We start from the raw sequence: 16,151 nt of genomic DNA on the forward strand, positions 1-16,151 counted from the left end.
AACTTAAGCCATTATTCTTAAAATTCTTCCTGTAATTTTCCCTTCGATGGATTTCACATAACCATCTACAATTTTGTGCATTGGTACTGGTGTATTCCCAGGGAAATAGTCCTTATATTTTTCAAAAGAGTCCTCTACCAAATCAGAGCAAACGACATTGATACGCTTTCCATCTTCCAACTCTAAAGCCACGGCTTTTACAAAACTATTGATTGCACCATTTACCATAGCAGCACTTGTTGTCATATCTACTGGATCATCAGCTAATATTCCGGTAGACAATGTTATTGAGCCTCCAGAATTTAGATAGTCTTTTCCTATTCTAACCACATTAACCTGACCCATCATTTTACTTTTTATACCTATATAAAAATCGTCTTCAGACAAATTATCAAACTTATCCCATTTCGCGTCACCAGCAATGGCAACAATAGCATCTAGTTTACCAACGGATTCAAACATTGATTTAATAGAACTTGAATCTGAAAAATCAACAGTCACATCTCCAGAATTTCGTCCAGCGATGAGCACCTCATGTTTTTGAGTCAATCGTTCACTGACTTTTTTTCCGATAGTTCCGTTTCCTCCTATAACTAAAATCTTCATCTATACACGTTCTATTATTGCTGCATAACCTTGGCCTACACCAATGCACATGGTGATTAAAGCATACTTTTTATTTTGCTCATGTAATTCTAAAGCTGCTGAATAGGCTATTCTTGCTCCTGTTACTCCTAATGGGTGGCCAATGGCAATTGAACCTCCATTTGGGTTTAATCTTGGGTCATCATCTGCTAATCCCCAAGCTCTTGTACATGCCAATGCTTGAGCTGCGAATGCTTCGTTAAGTTCAATAATATCCATATCCTCCATAGTTAAACCTGCCTTTTCTAAAGCTTTATTAGATGCTTGGACAGGACCTATTCCCATAATTCTTGGTTCTACACCAACCACTGCTGAACTAACAATTCTCGCTAAGGGTTTTAAATCATATTTTTTAACTGCATCTTCTGAAGCAATAATGGTTGCAGCTGCACCGTCATTTAATCCTGATGCATTTCCAGCAGTAACACTTCCACCCTCTTTTTTAAAGGCTGCTCTTAATTTTCCTAATACTTCAAGGGATGTGCTTGGTTTTACAAATTCGTCTTTTGAAAATTGAATTGGGTCTTTTTTACGTTGCGGAATTTCAACTGTTACTATTTCTTTGGCTAGTCTCCCATTTTCTTGAGCTTTAGAGGCCTTCATCTGACTCCAATAGGCAAACTTATCTTGATCTTCTCTCGAAATATTATACTTCTCAACCAAGTTTTCTGCAGTCATTCCCATACCATCAGTTCCATATAGTTTGTGCATTTTCGGATTGATGAACCTCCAACCAAAGGTTGAATCATACATTTTAGAGTCTCCACCAAATGCACTTGATGGTTTTGCCATCACATAAGGACCACGTGTCATATTCTCAACTCCTCCGGAAATAAAAAGGTCTCCATCACCTGCTTTAATCGCACGATTAGCATGAATGATTGCAGATAAACCAGAGCTACATAATCTGTTGACTGTTTCGCCCGGAACCGTAAATGGTAATCCCGCTAATAGTGAGGACATCCGTGCGACATTACGATTGTCTTCGCCTGCTTGGTTAGCGCAACCCATAATGACATCATCATAAGCTTCTTTAGGAATGCTTGGATTTCGTTTCACGATTTCTTCAATAACTATTGCTCCCAAATCATCTGTGCGGACAGCAGATAAGGTTCCTTTATAATTTCCTATTGGTGTTCTAATACCGTCAACTATATATGCTTGTTTCATTCTAATCTGTAAAAATTTTACTTATTGCTTTGGCTAATTCTTTACTATCTTTATTAAAAAGGTCCATACTCCTTACATTATATTTTCTTTTTAAAAGTATTTTATGTGTATTGGCCTCCACCATTAGTACATAAAAATCATAATAGTATTCCGGACTTTTAGAATAATACATATGAATTCCATCAGAAGTTTTGTCTGGTTCTGACATTTGCACTTCACCTAATAAAAGTATACAAATTGCATCATATTTTTCATTATTGAACTTTATGTCTAATTCATCAAAAGATTTTAAATTTTTTGGAAAATCTGCCTTTACATTATATAAATATTTAAAATCATCCTTAGGCTTATTTGCTCTCTTTTCAATTTTCTTGAAAAGGTTATTGTAATTAGTTGCTAAATCAAAATTTCCTCCAGAATAAACCAAAACTTTACTTGGTACTTTGAAGCCTGGAATCGAAAAACTCTCCTGAAGTTGAATCCTTCTTGAAATTTTTCCTGATTTTTCTTGCGCAAAAGTCAAGTTGAATATTAATAATGCAAAAATGATTTTTTTCATGTCCAATCTTTTTGAGTCCTGTAAACCACTCCTTTAAAAAGTGCTACTAATTCGTCTTCTCGTTTAACTTCTATAATATTAAAACCTAGTTTGTTATTTACTTTTTCAATAGTGCAATCTGCAACTAAATAATCACCTTCTTCAAGGGCTTCAATGTGGTTAATACTGGTCTCAATAGACACTGCATATTTACCATGCGTATTTGCCGTAAACCCAAAGGCTGTATCTGCCAAGGTATAGCTAATGCCACCATGTGCTTTACCCATACTATTTAGCATATCACCTCTCACTTTCATACCCACCTTACAGCGTCCAACTTCACATTCCAATATTTCAATCCCCATCCAGGTGCTAAATGGGTCTAGTGATAGCATCTTATATGGAATTTTATCGCCTTGCATTAAAAGAATGTTTTATGTTCTCTATTCATTTTACGTAATAGTAGACTGCAACGGTATCGATCTTCGTGGTATTCATCATACAATCTATCTAATGCAGTCACACATTTATCGATGCCTATCTCGTCGGCCCAAGCCAATAAACCTTTCGGATAATTAACACCTTTGGTCATGGCATTATCAATATCTTCAGCAGATGCTATATTTAAAAACAATGCATCTGCTGCTTCGTTAATTAGCATAACTAAAACACGATTACATATTTTTTCTGCTAAACCTTTATCTTCTATTGGGCTTGGTTTAGTCGCACCTTCAGAATAATCGTAATAGCCTCTACCCGATTTACGCCCTAAATAACCCGCTTCAGAAAATCGCTTTTGTGTAAATGCTGGTTTATATCTTGGGTCGAAATAAAATGCCGTAAACACAGTTTCAGTCACCGTATAATTAACATCGTTGCCAATGAAATCCATTAATTCAAATGGTCCCATTCTGAATCCTCCAATGGTTTTTAAACTCCAATCAATGGTTGCAAAATCTGCAATACCTTCTTCATAGATTCTTAATGCTTCACCATAAAAAGGTCTGGCTACTCTATTGACTATAAAACCAGGTGTGTCTTTTGCTACTGCTACTACTTTTTTCCAATCAGAAATGGTTTCAATTGACTTCTGAAGTACAACCTCAGATGTTTGAATAGCAGGAATCACCTCTACCAATTTCATTAAAGGTGCTGGATTGAAAAAGTGAATTCCAACGCAGCGTTCTGGGTTTTGCAATGATGCAGCTATTGACGCTATAGATAAACTTGACGTATTGGAGGCGATAATACAATCGTCTGCCACATAGCCTTCCAATTCTGAAAAGACTTTCTTTTTAATATCTAGGTTTTCAATAATGGCTTCAATCGTTAAGTTAGCATCTGATAAATCTTTCAGACTATCTACATAAGAGATATTTGATTGAATCCTCTCTTTTTCGTCTGCATCAATTCGACCTTTTTCAATAAGACGACTTAGTACTTTTTCTAATACCGCTTTAGCTTTATCCAAAGCAGCTTGATTAGTGTCGTATAACTTTACTTGACAACCAGCAGTTGCAGCAACTTGTGCAATGCCACTTCCCATGGTTCCAGAACCTATAATTCCTACGTTCATAGTTTTATATTAAAATGGTAGATTTTTGACATCTACATTTCCGCCAGATAAAATGATACCGACGTTTTTATTTTTAAATTCTTCTTTATTCTTCAATACGGCAGCAAAAGGCACAGCGCACGAAGGTTCAATAATTATCTTCATGCGTTCCCAAATAAGCTGCATGGCGTTTACAATTTCATCTTCTTCAACACGGATAATCTTATCGACATGCTTTTGAATAATCGGAAAATTGCGGTCTCCCAAATGTGTTCTTAAGCCATCAGCAACCGTATGAAAACTATCATTCTTTTCTATTTTACCAGAAATTAAAGAACGATATGCATCGTCTGCTTCCATCGGCTCGCCACCTATGATTTTACAATTATCAGAAAAATAATGTGCTGCCAAAGCTGTACCTGCAATCAATCCACCACCACCAACTGGAGTTAAAATTACATCTAATTCTGGATATTCCTCTAGTAACTCCATAGCAGCTGTACTATTGCCATAAATTACCTCATCTTGATTTGATGGATGTAAAAAAGACGCTCCTTTTTCCTCCTTTATTTTATTCGCCGTTGCTTCTCTAGCCTGAGGTGTAGATTCGCATTCTATAATCTCACCTTGGTAAGTCTTTACGCCATCTTTTTTGACTTGAGGTGCATTTTCCGGCATTACGATATATGCTTTTACTTCTAGTTTTTGTGCCGCTAATGACACTGCCTGAGCAAAATTTCCTGAAGAATGTGTTACCACACCTCGTTGCCTTTCGTCATCCGACAGTGATAAAATAGCATTGGCTGCGCCTCTCATTTTAAAAGCTCCCATTTTTTGAAAATTCTCACATTTAAATACAACATCTGCACCAACCATTTCATTTATCAAGTTGGAGCTTAATACTGGCGTCTTATGAATAAATGGTTTTATTCTGTTATGGACTTCTATGAGAGTTTGTTTATCCAATTAATTTCCTTTGAAATTCGGTTTACGCTTTTCTATAAATGCCGCAACACCTTCTGCATAATCATTACTGCTCGCTGCTTCAATTTGCAATTTAGATTCTAAAGCCAATTGGTCTTCTAAGGTATTGGTCATGGATTTATTAAACAATTCCTTAATAAAGCCTAATGCTTTTGTCGGCATATTAGCAAGCTTATTGGCTAGTTGATTAATAGTGTCTTCAAAGTCATCTAACGATACAGACTTGTAAATCATTCCCATTTTTTCTGCCTCTTCCGCGGAAATCTTATCACCTAGCATTGCTAAGGCTTGAGCTTTTTGAAAACCAATTAATCTTGGCAAAAAGAAGGTTCCTGCACTATCTGGCACCAAACCAATTAAACTAAACGCTTGAATAAAGCTTACCTTCTCATGAGCAACAACAATATCACATGCTAAAGCTATGTTTGCTCCTGCGCCTGCTGCGACCCCATTTACAGCTCCAATGATTGGCTTCTTTATTGCGCGTAATCTTGTAATGATTGGATTATAGTGTTCTTCTAAAATCTTTTTAAACCCAGGATTTAATTCTGGATCCGTTACTTCTTTTAGATCTTGACCTGCACAAAATGCTTTTCCATTTCCTGTAAGCACAATGGCTCTAACTTCTGGATTTGCTTCGCAGTCGTCTAAAATATTTTGAAGACTTAAAGCCATTTCACGATTAAAGCTATTAAATACTTCTGGCCGATTTAGAGTAATACGCGCTACTTTATTTTCTATTTTTAGTTCTATTGAACTCATGCTCTATTGTCTTTTATGAGAGTCTCACCTTCGTGAAAACTAAAGTTTAAAATGTGGATTGTAAATTATTCCTATTATATTTTTCCATGGATCGTATAGACTAGCCACCATAATATCATCGCCAACATTATTAGGTGCTTCGTGCTCTGTAGCACCTAAATTTATTAAATGTTGATAGACTTCCTGCATATCGTTAACGCCCCAATAAGAAAATACATTTTCCGTTTTTGAATCGATATCTCTTTCTTCGGATTGCAAACCTAATTCGTATCCACCAATATTAAAACCTACATAAAAAGGCTCATTAAAATAAGGTTCGGTATTAAAAGCTTTCGAATACCATTCTGTGCCTTCTACAATATCGCTTACCATATAAATGGTAGTTCGTAACCCTAACATTAAAGATTTTTTGTCGCTCATACCTTAATTGGACTTAAATTCTTTTTTAATACTATTTTTTCTTGATGAAATCCTGAAATATACTCAGGACGACAACAAGTTGTTATTTCAAACATTTGAAGTAATCAAAAGGTTCCTGGCAATCATCACACTGAAATTGTGCTTTACATGCCGTGGAACCAAACTGGCTTACTAGTCTAGTGTTTTGCGAACTGCAATTGGTGCACTTAACAATTCGCTTTCCATTGAACAGCGCATCTTTGTCTGCATCGGCTTCCAACGGCGCTGCTATACCATAATCTTCTAATGCCTTACGTCCTCTTGGTGTAATCCAATCGGTTGTCCAAGCTGGATGCAAAATCAAATCAATTTCAGATTTGTAGCCTGCATCTTTTAGTGCTTTTTTTATATCATCACCTATAACATCCATTGCAGGACAGCCGCTATAAGTTGGCGTAATTTCAACTTTAACAACACCCTCCTCAATAATTGCAGAACGCACAACACCCATATCCATAATAGACAAAACTGGAATTTCAGGGTCTGAAACCTGTTCCAGTATTGAAATTAATCTATGTTCTATATTTTGTTCTATACTTGTCATTCTACCATTCCATATTTGGATAGGTACGTTGCATATATTGCAAATCGCTAAGTAAATACCCTAAATGTTCTGTATGGACACCTTCTTTTCCGCCTTTTTGAAAATATTTAGATTCTGGTACCTTAAGTGTAGCTTCGTCTAAAAGCGACTTTACATTTTTATAATAATTATCTTTCAGTTTAGTTACATCAACACCAATTCCTTCTTCTACCATTGCTTTATCTGCTTCTGTTTGATGGAATAATTCGTCTGTATACGTCCATAAATCGTCAATTGCGTTTTGCATTTTTTGATGACTTTCTTCAGTACCATCGCCTAACCGTTTTACCCAATCCGAAGAAAAACGCTCGTGATAACTTACTTCTTTGATACATTTATTCGCTATTGCTGCAAGCGTTAAATCTGTACTTTTTTGCAATTCTGAAAGAAACATTAAATGATATACATCGAATAAAAATTGTCTTCCTAAGGTATATGCAAAGTCAGTATTTGGCTGTTCTACTAACAGTACATTCTTATACTCACGCTCTTTACGAAGCATTGCAATATCATCCTCTGTTCTGCCATCTCCAGCAAGCTTAGCCGCATATTGAAAATAGCTACGAACTTGACCAAATAAATCTAAAGAAATATTGGTACATGCAATGTCTGTTTCTAGACTTGGTCCATGGCCACATAGCTCTCCCATGCGTTGCCCAAGAATTAGGCTGTTGTCTGCAATGCCGAGAATGCAATTATATAAGTTTTCGTTTTTCATGTTAATTCATTTCTTGATAAGATTCTGAAACAACACTTCGACAAGCTCAGTGTGACACTTCAGAATGACAAATCAAAGATTTATTACATATGTTTTACTTCGTCTGGTAAATCATAAAATGTAGGATGACGATATACTTTATCTTGAGCAGGCTCAAATAACTCGCCATTGTTTTCTGGATTTGATGCTGTAATATGTTTAGATTCTACAACCCAAATACTCACACCTTCATTTCGTCTTGTATATACATCTCGTGCATTCTCTAGTGCCATATCAGAATCTGCAGCGTGCAAACTACCACAATGCCTGTGTTCTAATCCGTTTTTACTTCTTACGAAGATTTCCCATAAGGGCCAATTTTTAGCTGACATAATTTATATCGTTTAAACTACTTGTTTTTCTTTTCTTGCTTGTTTTTTCTCTGCATGTGCCATTGCTGCATCACGAACCCATTCTCCACGTTCCCATGCACCAACTCTAGCTTTCATTCTTTCTTTATTCATTGGTCCATGACCTTTAACCACTTGCCAAAATTCATCCCAATCAATTTCACCAAAATCATAACTACCACGTTCTTCATTCCATTTTAAATCTGGGTCTGGAACAGTCAATCCAATTAAGTCTGCTTGAGGAACTGTTTGGTCAATAAATTGCTGACGTAAATCGTCATTAGACTTACGCTTCAGTTTCCATTTCATGGATTGCTCTGTATGAACAGATACATCATCTGTTGGGCCTAACATCATTAGACTTGGCCACCACCATCGATTTAAAGCATCTTGTGCCATTTCTTTTTGTTCTGGTGTTCCATTGGCTAATTTCATCATAATCTCGAAACCTTGACGTTGGTGAAAGCTTTCTTCCTTACAAACGCGAATCATTGCCCTAGCATAAGGTCCATAAGAGGTATTACATAATGGCACTTGATTAATAATGGCAGCACCATCGACTAGCCAACCAATAGCTCCCATATCTGCCCACGTGATTGTTGGGTAATTGAAGATACTCGAATATTTAGCTTTACCTGTATGCAATTGCTCATACATTTCTTCACGAGAAATACCTAATGTTTCTGTTGCTGAGTACAAATACAATCCATGACCAGCCTCATCTTGAACCTTTGCCAACAGCGCTACTTTTCTCCTCAGAGAAGGCGCTCTTGTAATCCAGTTACCTTCAGGAAGCATACCAACGATTTCAGAGTGGGCATGCTGAGACATCTGTCTAATGTGCGTTTTACGATACTTCTCCGGCATCCAGTCTTTAGGCTCAATCTTTTCATCACGTGCAATTTTTGCATCAAATTCACGCTCCAAACTTCTAATTTGTTCTTCACTCATTTTCTTTAGCTTTTAGCTGTTGGCTGTTGGCCACAAGCGAGTTAATTTTTCTTTTTCTATATATTATTTATCAGTTTAAATGCTTAAAATGCTACGAGATATTACTCATTCTTCATAATATGCATTCAATTTACGTGTTACTTCATTGGGGTTTTTTGAAATGTACTCTAATAAACCACTCGGAATTCGACAGGGCAAAATAAATGTATCAAATTGCATATTAAAAACCTTATACCAAGGGATATTTTTAAGCTTTTCTAATAGTAAAAAAGCCATTATCCCAGAAGTAATTTTGACAGATTCGCTACCACAAACCTGAACATCGATTTCTTCAATATTACTAATATTGCTAATAATGATTGGTTGATATTTTACAATATTTCTTTTGATATTATCAAAATTTTCATTCTCAATAATTTGATACTTTTCATTATCCCAAGTGAATACTATTTCTTTAGTCAAATAAATATCTGTTGTCTTTGCAAAACAATGTAATTGCCCAGCAATTATAATTGATATTATAAAAATCCATTTTCGCATAATGACTGATAATATTTTTTACACATCAAAGTCTACAACTACTTTATCTGAGGTTGGCACAGCTTGACAACTTAATACCAAGTTTTGTGATACTTCTTTTTCGTCTAAAGCATAGTTAATTTTCATTTCTACTGAACCCTCTTTTACTTCGCACTTACAGGTACTACAAACACCACCTTTACAAGCAAATGGCAAATCGGCTCCGGCACCAAGGGCAGCATCCAAAATATTGTCGTACTCTTTTGTCATGGTGAATAAGAATTCTTTTCCGCCATCGACTATTGTTACTTCAGTACCCTCAACATTTTGCTGTGCTAAACGCTCAGCACGTTTAATATCCTCTTCTGAAAGTCCCGTAACAAACAATTCGTAATGCACGAGTTCTTTAGGCAATCCTGCATCAATTAGATATTGACTCACATACTTTACCATCTGTTCAGGCCCACATAAAAACACTTCGTTTGTATCTGGTATATCTATGAAGGTACCCGTGAGTACTTTCATTTTTTCATCATCAAAGCGCCCATTGAACAATTCGATATCCCGACGCTCTTTAGTTAGGAAATAGTAGATTTCTAATCTTCCAAAATAGGTGTTTCGTAGTTGTTCTAGTTCCTCCTTAAAGATAATAGATTTTGCTGTCTTATTGACGTAGAACAATTTACAGGTAGAATTTGGCTCTAAAGCCAAATGTGTTTTTATCATTGATAAAACTGGAGTAATTCCGCTACCAGCTGCAAAGAACAAATAATTTTTTGCTTCTTTTGAATTTACTTCTACTCCGAAAGCCCCACTTGGTGCCATAACTTCTAGCATCTCACCTTGCTTAAGCTCTTCGTTTACATAAGTAGAAAACTTACCTCCTGGAATCTGCTTTACGGCAACTTGCCATTTTTTATCAATAGGACTTGAACATAAAGAGTATGACCTCCTTAAATCTTCACCTTTGATATTAGCCTTTAATGTAAGGTGTTGCCCTTGCTGAAAGTCAAATTCGTTATGCAATTCTGTTGGAACATTAAAAGTGATGACCGATGTATCTTCGGTTTCTTTGTAAATATCCTCAACTTTTAATTTATGAAATTCTACCATTTTAAAATTTGAATACATAAAACTAACAACTGTTAGTTAACGATACAAAGTTAATAAATAATATTCTTAACTAGGTGTTAATTCCTTTAATAAGAATTTGAGCTAATGATGCAGACAATTCTTCAGGATTCACATTGCCTTTTTTTGGTATCCATAAGTACAATGACCGAAGTGTCGATAACATTGAAAACATTAGCACATCTGGTTTTACTGCCTTAATTTCTTTATTTTCTATACCAGACTCGATGATACTTCTATAATTATTCTCATAATCTTGTCGGAGTTTTAAATAATAATCTAGCTTACTTTCAAGATGCATCCAATCAGAATTCAATGCTGCTAAACCATCAGTGTTTTCAATAGCAATCTTCACATGTAAATCTATAATCTGCTCTAGCTTTTGAATACTATTAGAATCGTCTTCAATTATTTTATGCATTCCGGCTGTAAAATCTTCAGCAATAGCTAAAACAATATCTTGCAATATGGCTTGCTTAGATGAAATATGATTATAGAGACTAGCAGCTTTTATACCCATTTCTGTAGCCAAATCGCGCATGGTTACCGCGCTATACCCTTTGTTTTTAAATAATCGAGCCGCTACTCTAAGTATTTCTTCTTTTCGGGTTTCTTTTTGCATTAACAATCGAGAATAAATGTGTTATTTGGTAAGTTATTACTTTAAAACTTGACTCTAAAACAATAATTTTACGTTTTGTACAAATATACGCATGAACAAGAATTTTGAAACCAACCCTTTAATTGATCGATTGCCTCCACATTTAAAGCAATTTATCAAACCTCAAAATTACGATAGCTATTCGCCAATAAACCAAGCTGTATGGCGTTTTGTTATGCGAAAAAATATTTCGTACTTAGGTAAAGTTGCGCATGAATCTTATCTCAAAGGCCTAGATTTAACAGGAATTTCTAAAGATAAAATTCCGAGTATGTACGGCATGAACCGTATCCTAAAAGGAATAGGATGGGCTGCAGTTGCAGTAGATGGTTTTATACCACCTAATGCTTTTATGGAGTTTCAAGCTTATAAAGTCTTAGTGATTGCATCAGATATTCGTCAGCTTGAAAATATAGAATACACACCAGCTCCGGATATCATTCATGAAGCTGCAGGACATGCACCAATTATAGCCAATCCTGACTATGCTGAATACCTAAGACGTTTTGGAGAAATAGGCGCTAAAGCCATTTTATCGTCGCATGATAATGATATGTACGAAGCTGTGCGAAGGCTTTCTATATTAAAAGAAGCTAAAGTTTCCAAGCAAGAAGATATTGATAATGCAGAAGCAGAAGTCTACAAACTTCAAAATAAAAAAGTACCACTATCCGAAATGGCACAAATACGAAACTTACATTGGTGGACTGTTGAATACGGATTAATTGGTGATACTGATAAACCAAGACTCTATGGTGCCGGACTACTATCTTCAATAGGCGAAAGCAAATGGTGCTTGTCTGAAGAGGTGAAAAAAATTCCATACTCTATAAAAGCTGCAGAAACTGAGTTTGATATTACAAAACCGCAACCTCAGCTTTTTGTGACACCAGATTTCTCGTATTTAATGCAAGTCCTAGATGAGTTTGCAAATACCATGGCTCTCAGAAAAGGTGGTTGGCGTGGTTTGAGCAAATTAATAGAGTCTAAAAAAGTAGGCACCATTGAGTTGAATACTGGATTACAAATTTCTGGCGTATTTACAAAAATGATTCGTGATGAAGATAATCAAGTCGTATTCTTTAAAACCGAAGGACCAACAGCTTTAGCTAATCGTGAAAAAGAATTGATTGGCCATGGTACAGAAACGCATCCTAAGGGATTTAGCTCACCTATTGGAAAATTAAAAGGGATTAACCTTGCTATCGAAGATATGGGGCCTCGCGACTTAAAAGCCTATAACTTTTATGACAACAAACGTATAGCATTTGAGTACGAAAGTGGTATTACTGTTGAAGGTTTAAATATTACAGGCATTAGAAATCTACAAGGAAAATTGATATTAATACAGTTTGAAGATTGTACCGTAAAATACAATAACGAGATTCTATTTACACCTGAAGATGGCACTTTTGATTTGGCTGTAGGTTCTTCAATTGTTTCGGCTTATGCAGGTAGTGCAGACTACCACTCATTTGAAAATTTATATCATGTTTCAGAGAACACAACAATTCAACCTGAAACAGATAAAACAAAAATTCAGCTCAAAGCATTATACCAAAACGTAAGAGATTCAAGAGAAAAGGATACTATTTCTGAAGGTGATTTAAAATCTGTTTTCACTGCATTAAAGTCGAATCATAAACAGGATTGGCTTTTAAGTTTAGAACTTTTAGAACTGGCTGATAAATTTGATGTTTTAGATTTGAAAGTGAAAGTTCAGCTATACTTAAACGAACAAAAGATTAGTCAACCCAACATTGCACACTTAATTGATGATGGGTTAGAGATTATAAACGAAATGCATTAAACATGGGATTATTTAGTTTTTTATTTGGAAAGAAGTCAAATCAAATTAAAGAATATCTAGAAAAAGATGCTGTAATTCTGGATGTTCGTACACAAAAAGAATACGATGCTGACCACATTGAAGGTGCTGTCCTAATTCCTATTTCAGAATTAAAATCTAGATTAAAAGAAGTGAAAGATTTAAACAAGCCTGTTATTGCGCATTGTAAAAGCGGTATTCGTTCTACCCAAGCTTCTCAAATATTAAACTCAAACGGCATAGATGCAATTAATGGTGGTGGCATTTCTACAATGAAAGCTGCGTTAAAGTAGGAGTTTTTCAAAATCAGCTTCTGCATCTAATTGCTCACCATTATATTCTAACTTCCAACCTAAGGAATTTGTAAGAATGTAGAACTTGGCAAGTTCGCTAACTAATCTATTTTTTGCATTAGATACCAGATTAGACTTATTAATTTTTGTTTGTAAAGATGTATTTACACTTTCCTTAATACTATTATAATCTTCAGCTTCAAATTGGTTTAAAAAATCATCTTGAATATCATAATATTCTAAATCTGGATTTATTGAAATTTCGTGTTCTGGTATTGACAATATTTTAAGGGTTTTTGTTTCTTCATCAATATTATATTCTAGCTGACTTAAATCATAAGCAATTGACACTTTAGCATTAACAACAACTATAGCTTTTTTCTCAGCAGTAAGATAATCTCCTAATATCTCTTTAGAGTTTTCATAGTTGAACACTTCAGAAAAATGCCCCTCAGTAACCACAAGTTTGCTTACATTTTTAAGCTGCTCTTGAAGTATATCTGATGAGTTGTTTATAACCACAGTAGATTCATGCGTACATTCTCTATAAACAAGCAAAATTGTTACGGTTAGTAATACGCCAAATAAAAATTTTCTCATACATAAATTTTAATAATTAGTCAGAAGCATAACTTTTCAGTTAATTTTTATTTAAACGATAAATTAAAGCAGATTAACTGAAAAACAATACTATATAGCATAAAAGTTCATCATTTAAATTAAAAGAATTTAATTTTACGCGCTCTTACGAAAGTAATATAATATTGAGCTAATAATTAAAAAACCTCTTGTTTAATTTAAAAATTATACTGCCTTTACTATTCTTATCGACCATGGTTTATGGTCAAAAATCTACATTGATACAAAACGTCAATTTTAGAGCAAAAGAACTTAAGCACTACTTAAACAAAGCAGAAGACAGTCTTATTCTTGAGGCAAAACGAACCATCTATAAGGTTAATCTTTTTAATAAGGACTATGATGAAACTATAGAAGTAAAAGACAAAAAAATAACAATACCTCTTTATGACTTAGATATTGGCAGGTATGTAATAGAGGTCGTTCTTCTTGACAAGCGTATAATTATTGTACTATTTCGTAATGAACCTTTACTAGACCCATATATAACTGAAATATCATTAGGAGACAATGATACCAGTGATATTGTTGAAGAAAACGAAAAAGAAGTAGCTGGTATAGATAATTCTAAGTACGATGAAATTGAAATAGAAGATAGAAAAGATGATACACACTTTGATTCTAAAAGCATAAACGATTTACTTAATTACAAGCGGCCTATTATCAAAAAAACAGTTAAAAAGAGAAAAGAAAGAAAACGTAAGTACAATTACTGGGTATATAGTAAGGTTAATAGTGGTCACTATTCAAAAACAATAAGAAAAATGGCAACTAAAAAAGAGATAGATCGTATGATAAAAAGAAACCAATTGGATGTAAAAACCCTAAAAGGCCAATCTAACATATTAAAAATTTGGGAAGTTTATAATAGTCCTATGTTTTTAAAACATAAAGAATTAGATAAAGATTTTATTAATACAAAATCGCCATATTTTAATGCAATACCTTTTTACACTACTGAGAGTTATGGCTTTGATGCAAAGCCTCAAGCAAATTAATTCTTTTTCAACTCTAATTTTTCTGCAAAATAATCGCAAAAATCCTTCATAGTTGCTGTCATTTTCTCGTCTTGAGTAGCGCGCATAAAAGTATCACTCATCGTAACTAATGTTTGATGAAAGAATTGTTTCATTTCATCTACTGGCATATCTTTTGTCCATAAATCGATACGCAATGTTTCTTGAGTATTACCATCCCAAACAGATAACATCATCGCTTTAGCTTCTTCATTTTGTATACCTCCATCTTGTGCGGACCAACTTAATTTCTCTGGCACTCGGTTTTCGTCAAGCTCTACATTTAATTCAATTTTAGAATTCATCTTTATATTAATTATCGTTTAGGTTTGTACTTTGATTTTTTAAAAATTTCTTCACTGTCTGTTCGCATAAGCGTGATAATATCAACATCAGTCTGCTTAGCATAAGCACGAACTATTTGCCAACCAATATATTGCCCCAATCTCCCTGGAGATTCATTATCTAATTCTAAATAAAATTTTGAGAAAGGCGCAGGCACCGTAAATCTTGTAAATAATTTAGGGTTTGTACTAAAAAGCAATTCTTTTTCCACAAAGTAACTCCATATCTGAGATTCGTTTTCATTTGCCCATTTCATATCCCCAATAGTATACCCAATCTTATCTGTATCATTAAACTCAGGAATCATAATATCCTTAAAGTAAAGCAACTTTCCGTGGTAAATAATTTCGTCAAGAAATGTCTTTCTTTGGGATTGGTACTGATAACGGTTTGCATATTTTTCTGCTATTTCTGGTAAGATTTGGTCAGGCCTCATTCTCTCAGCAAAATACACAGGTGTATTTTGATAAAACTCATGGTCTTGGCCTAGGTAATTCATCATATTTATAATCAGCAAATCACCTTGTAGCACTAATTTATTTCTATAATCTACATAATCAGCTACAGTAATTACCCGAGGTAATTTAAAAGTTTTATCATAATATTTTATATGCTGAAAAAAACGTTTGATATCCTCAGTCTGAACTTTAAAATCCTCAAATACATTCTTTCCTTCAGAAAACATTTGCTGTTGTAAATCGCCATTAATTCTTTCAATCCAAGAAGAATCTGCTATATCTTCAGGAAACAAAAAAGGAAAAGTCTTTTTAACCTTTGGCAACTTTTCTGCATCAGTATTTAAAAGCACTTCATCAAATCTCTCTACAGTAAAATCTATATCTATTTTAGCTATTTCTCTCTCTAGAGTATTCTCATTTTGGCAAGTCCAAAAAAGAAGAAACAGTAGATTAAATAGTACATGATTATGTTTTACTTTCATTTCAGAAATATTTTTAAAGATAAAT

21 protein-coding genes are annotated in these 16,151 nt (G+C 34.5%); 3 read left to right on the forward strand and 18 right to left on the reverse strand.

Annotated elements, in window-relative coordinates:
• Nucleotides 1-3: 3 nt before the first annotated feature.
• From Q0770_RS12640 to Q0770_RS12710, 15 genes are all read right to left on the reverse strand, one after another.
• Nucleotides 4-606 carry a short chain dehydrogenase gene (locus tag Q0770_RS12640; protein ID WP_299117576.1) on the reverse strand — a complete coding sequence of 201 codons (603 nt, stop codon included), beginning with the start codon at nucleotides 604-606 and terminating at the stop codon, nucleotides 4-6.
• Complete coding sequence (pcaF, locus tag Q0770_RS12645; protein ID WP_299117577.1) at nucleotides 607-1,815, reverse strand: 3-oxoadipyl-CoA thiolase; 1,209 nt, start codon at nucleotides 1,813-1,815, stop codon at nucleotides 607-609.
• A 1-nt stretch (nucleotide 1,816) separates the two neighbouring features.
• On the reverse strand, nucleotides 1,817-2,374 hold the full coding sequence (locus tag Q0770_RS12650; RefSeq protein WP_299117578.1) for a hypothetical protein: 558 nt from the start codon (nucleotides 2,372-2,374) through the stop codon (nucleotides 1,817-1,819).
• The gene (locus Q0770_RS12655; protein WP_299117580.1) at nucleotides 2,371-2,775 is read right to left on the reverse strand and encodes a PaaI family thioesterase; all 405 of its coding nucleotides are present in this window, start codon (nucleotides 2,773-2,775) and stop codon (nucleotides 2,371-2,373) included. Before Q0770_RS12655 ends, Q0770_RS12650 begins: the two co-directional genes overlap by 4 nt.
• Nucleotides 2,775-3,929: a 3-hydroxyacyl-CoA dehydrogenase NAD-binding domain-containing protein gene (locus tag Q0770_RS12660; RefSeq protein WP_299117582.1), complete on the reverse strand. Its 1,155-nt coding sequence runs from the start codon at nucleotides 3,927-3,929 to the stop codon at nucleotides 2,775-2,777. Before Q0770_RS12660 ends, Q0770_RS12655 begins: the two co-directional genes overlap by 1 nt.
• Nucleotides 3,930-3,938: 9 nt before the next feature.
• A complete protein-coding gene (locus Q0770_RS12665; RefSeq protein ID WP_299117584.1) occupies nucleotides 3,939-4,874 on the reverse strand; it encodes a pyridoxal-phosphate dependent enzyme in 936 nt (311 codons plus the stop codon).
• Nucleotides 4,875-5,654, reverse strand: coding sequence for an enoyl-CoA hydratase-related protein (locus tag Q0770_RS12670; protein ID WP_299110940.1), 780 nt, complete (start codon nucleotides 5,652-5,654; stop codon nucleotides 4,875-4,877).
• A gap of 39 nt (nucleotides 5,655-5,693) precedes the next feature.
• Nucleotides 5,694-6,074, reverse strand: coding sequence for a VOC family protein (locus Q0770_RS12675; protein WP_299117585.1), 381 nt, complete (start codon nucleotides 6,072-6,074; stop codon nucleotides 5,694-5,696).
• A gap of 82 nt (nucleotides 6,075-6,156) precedes the next feature.
• Complete coding sequence (gene paaD, locus Q0770_RS12680; RefSeq protein ID WP_299117586.1) at nucleotides 6,157-6,657, reverse strand: 1,2-phenylacetyl-CoA epoxidase subunit PaaD; 501 nt, start codon at nucleotides 6,655-6,657, stop codon at nucleotides 6,157-6,159.
• A gap of 1 nt (nucleotide 6,658) precedes the next feature.
• Nucleotides 6,659-7,414: a 1,2-phenylacetyl-CoA epoxidase subunit PaaC gene (gene paaC / locus Q0770_RS12685; RefSeq protein ID WP_299117587.1), complete on the reverse strand. Its 756-nt coding sequence runs from the start codon at nucleotides 7,412-7,414 to the stop codon at nucleotides 6,659-6,661.
• Between the two features lie 83 nt (nucleotides 7,415-7,497).
• Entirely contained in the window at nucleotides 7,498-7,785 is a 288-nt protein-coding gene (gene paaB, locus Q0770_RS12690) for a 1,2-phenylacetyl-CoA epoxidase subunit PaaB (RefSeq protein ID WP_185790154.1), read from the reverse strand.
• Between the two features lie 12 nt (nucleotides 7,786-7,797).
• Nucleotides 7,798-8,754 (reverse strand): 1,2-phenylacetyl-CoA epoxidase subunit PaaA, encoded by a 957-nt coding sequence (gene paaA / locus Q0770_RS12695; RefSeq protein WP_299117590.1) that lies wholly within the window; start codon nucleotides 8,752-8,754, stop codon nucleotides 7,798-7,800.
• A 105-nt stretch (nucleotides 8,755-8,859) separates the two neighbouring features.
• Nucleotides 8,860-9,294, reverse strand: coding sequence for a hypothetical protein (locus Q0770_RS12700; protein ID WP_299117591.1), 435 nt, complete (start codon nucleotides 9,292-9,294; stop codon nucleotides 8,860-8,862).
• An 18-nt stretch (nucleotides 9,295-9,312) separates the two neighbouring features.
• A complete protein-coding gene (locus Q0770_RS12705; protein WP_299117817.1) occupies nucleotides 9,313-10,386 on the reverse strand; it encodes an FAD-binding oxidoreductase in 1,074 nt (357 codons plus the stop codon).
• A 70-nt stretch (nucleotides 10,387-10,456) separates the two neighbouring features.
• Nucleotides 10,457-11,026: a TetR/AcrR family transcriptional regulator gene (locus Q0770_RS12710; protein ID WP_299117593.1), complete on the reverse strand. Its 570-nt coding sequence runs from the start codon at nucleotides 11,024-11,026 to the stop codon at nucleotides 10,457-10,459.
• Nucleotides 11,027-11,117: 91 nt separating this feature from the next.
• On the opposite strand from Q0770_RS12710, the gene Q0770_RS12715 reads away from it, so the two are divergent.
• Nucleotides 11,118-12,875 (forward strand): aromatic amino acid hydroxylase, encoded by a 1,758-nt coding sequence (locus Q0770_RS12715; RefSeq protein WP_299117595.1) that lies wholly within the window; start codon nucleotides 11,118-11,120, stop codon nucleotides 12,873-12,875.
• Between the two features lie 2 nt (nucleotides 12,876-12,877).
• The gene (locus tag Q0770_RS12720; protein WP_299117597.1) at nucleotides 12,878-13,186 is read left to right on the forward strand and encodes a rhodanese-like domain-containing protein; all 309 of its coding nucleotides are present in this window, start codon (nucleotides 12,878-12,880) and stop codon (nucleotides 13,184-13,186) included.
• Here the strand turns inward: Q0770_RS12720 and Q0770_RS12725 are convergent.
• Nucleotides 13,178-13,786, reverse strand: a complete 609-nt coding sequence (locus Q0770_RS12725) for a DUF4230 domain-containing protein (RefSeq protein ID WP_299117599.1) — start codon at nucleotides 13,784-13,786, stop codon at nucleotides 13,178-13,180. The genes Q0770_RS12720 and Q0770_RS12725 overlap by 9 nt on opposite strands.
• Nucleotides 13,787-13,974: 188 nt before the next feature.
• On the opposite strand from Q0770_RS12725, the gene Q0770_RS12730 reads away from it, so the two are divergent.
• Nucleotides 13,975-14,823 (forward strand): hypothetical protein, encoded by an 849-nt coding sequence (locus tag Q0770_RS12730; RefSeq protein ID WP_299117600.1) that lies wholly within the window; start codon nucleotides 13,975-13,977, stop codon nucleotides 14,821-14,823.
• Here Q0770_RS12730 and gldC read toward each other — a convergent pair.
• Nucleotides 14,820-15,146 (reverse strand): gliding motility protein GldC, encoded by a 327-nt coding sequence (gene gldC, locus Q0770_RS12735; RefSeq protein WP_299117601.1) that lies wholly within the window; start codon nucleotides 15,144-15,146, stop codon nucleotides 14,820-14,822. The two genes, Q0770_RS12730 and gldC, sit on opposite strands and share 4 nt — an antisense overlap.
• 11 nt (nucleotides 15,147-15,157) lie before the next feature.
• Complete coding sequence (gene gldB / locus Q0770_RS12740) at nucleotides 15,158-16,126, reverse strand: gliding motility lipoprotein GldB (RefSeq protein ID WP_299117603.1); 969 nt, start codon at nucleotides 16,124-16,126, stop codon at nucleotides 15,158-15,160.
• Between the last annotated feature and the right edge of the window lie 25 nt (nucleotides 16,127-16,151).

Origin of the sequence: uncultured Winogradskyella sp. (assembly GCF_947501905.1) — a bacterium.
Lineage (GTDB): Bacteria > Bacteroidota > Bacteroidia > Flavobacteriales > Flavobacteriaceae > Winogradskyella.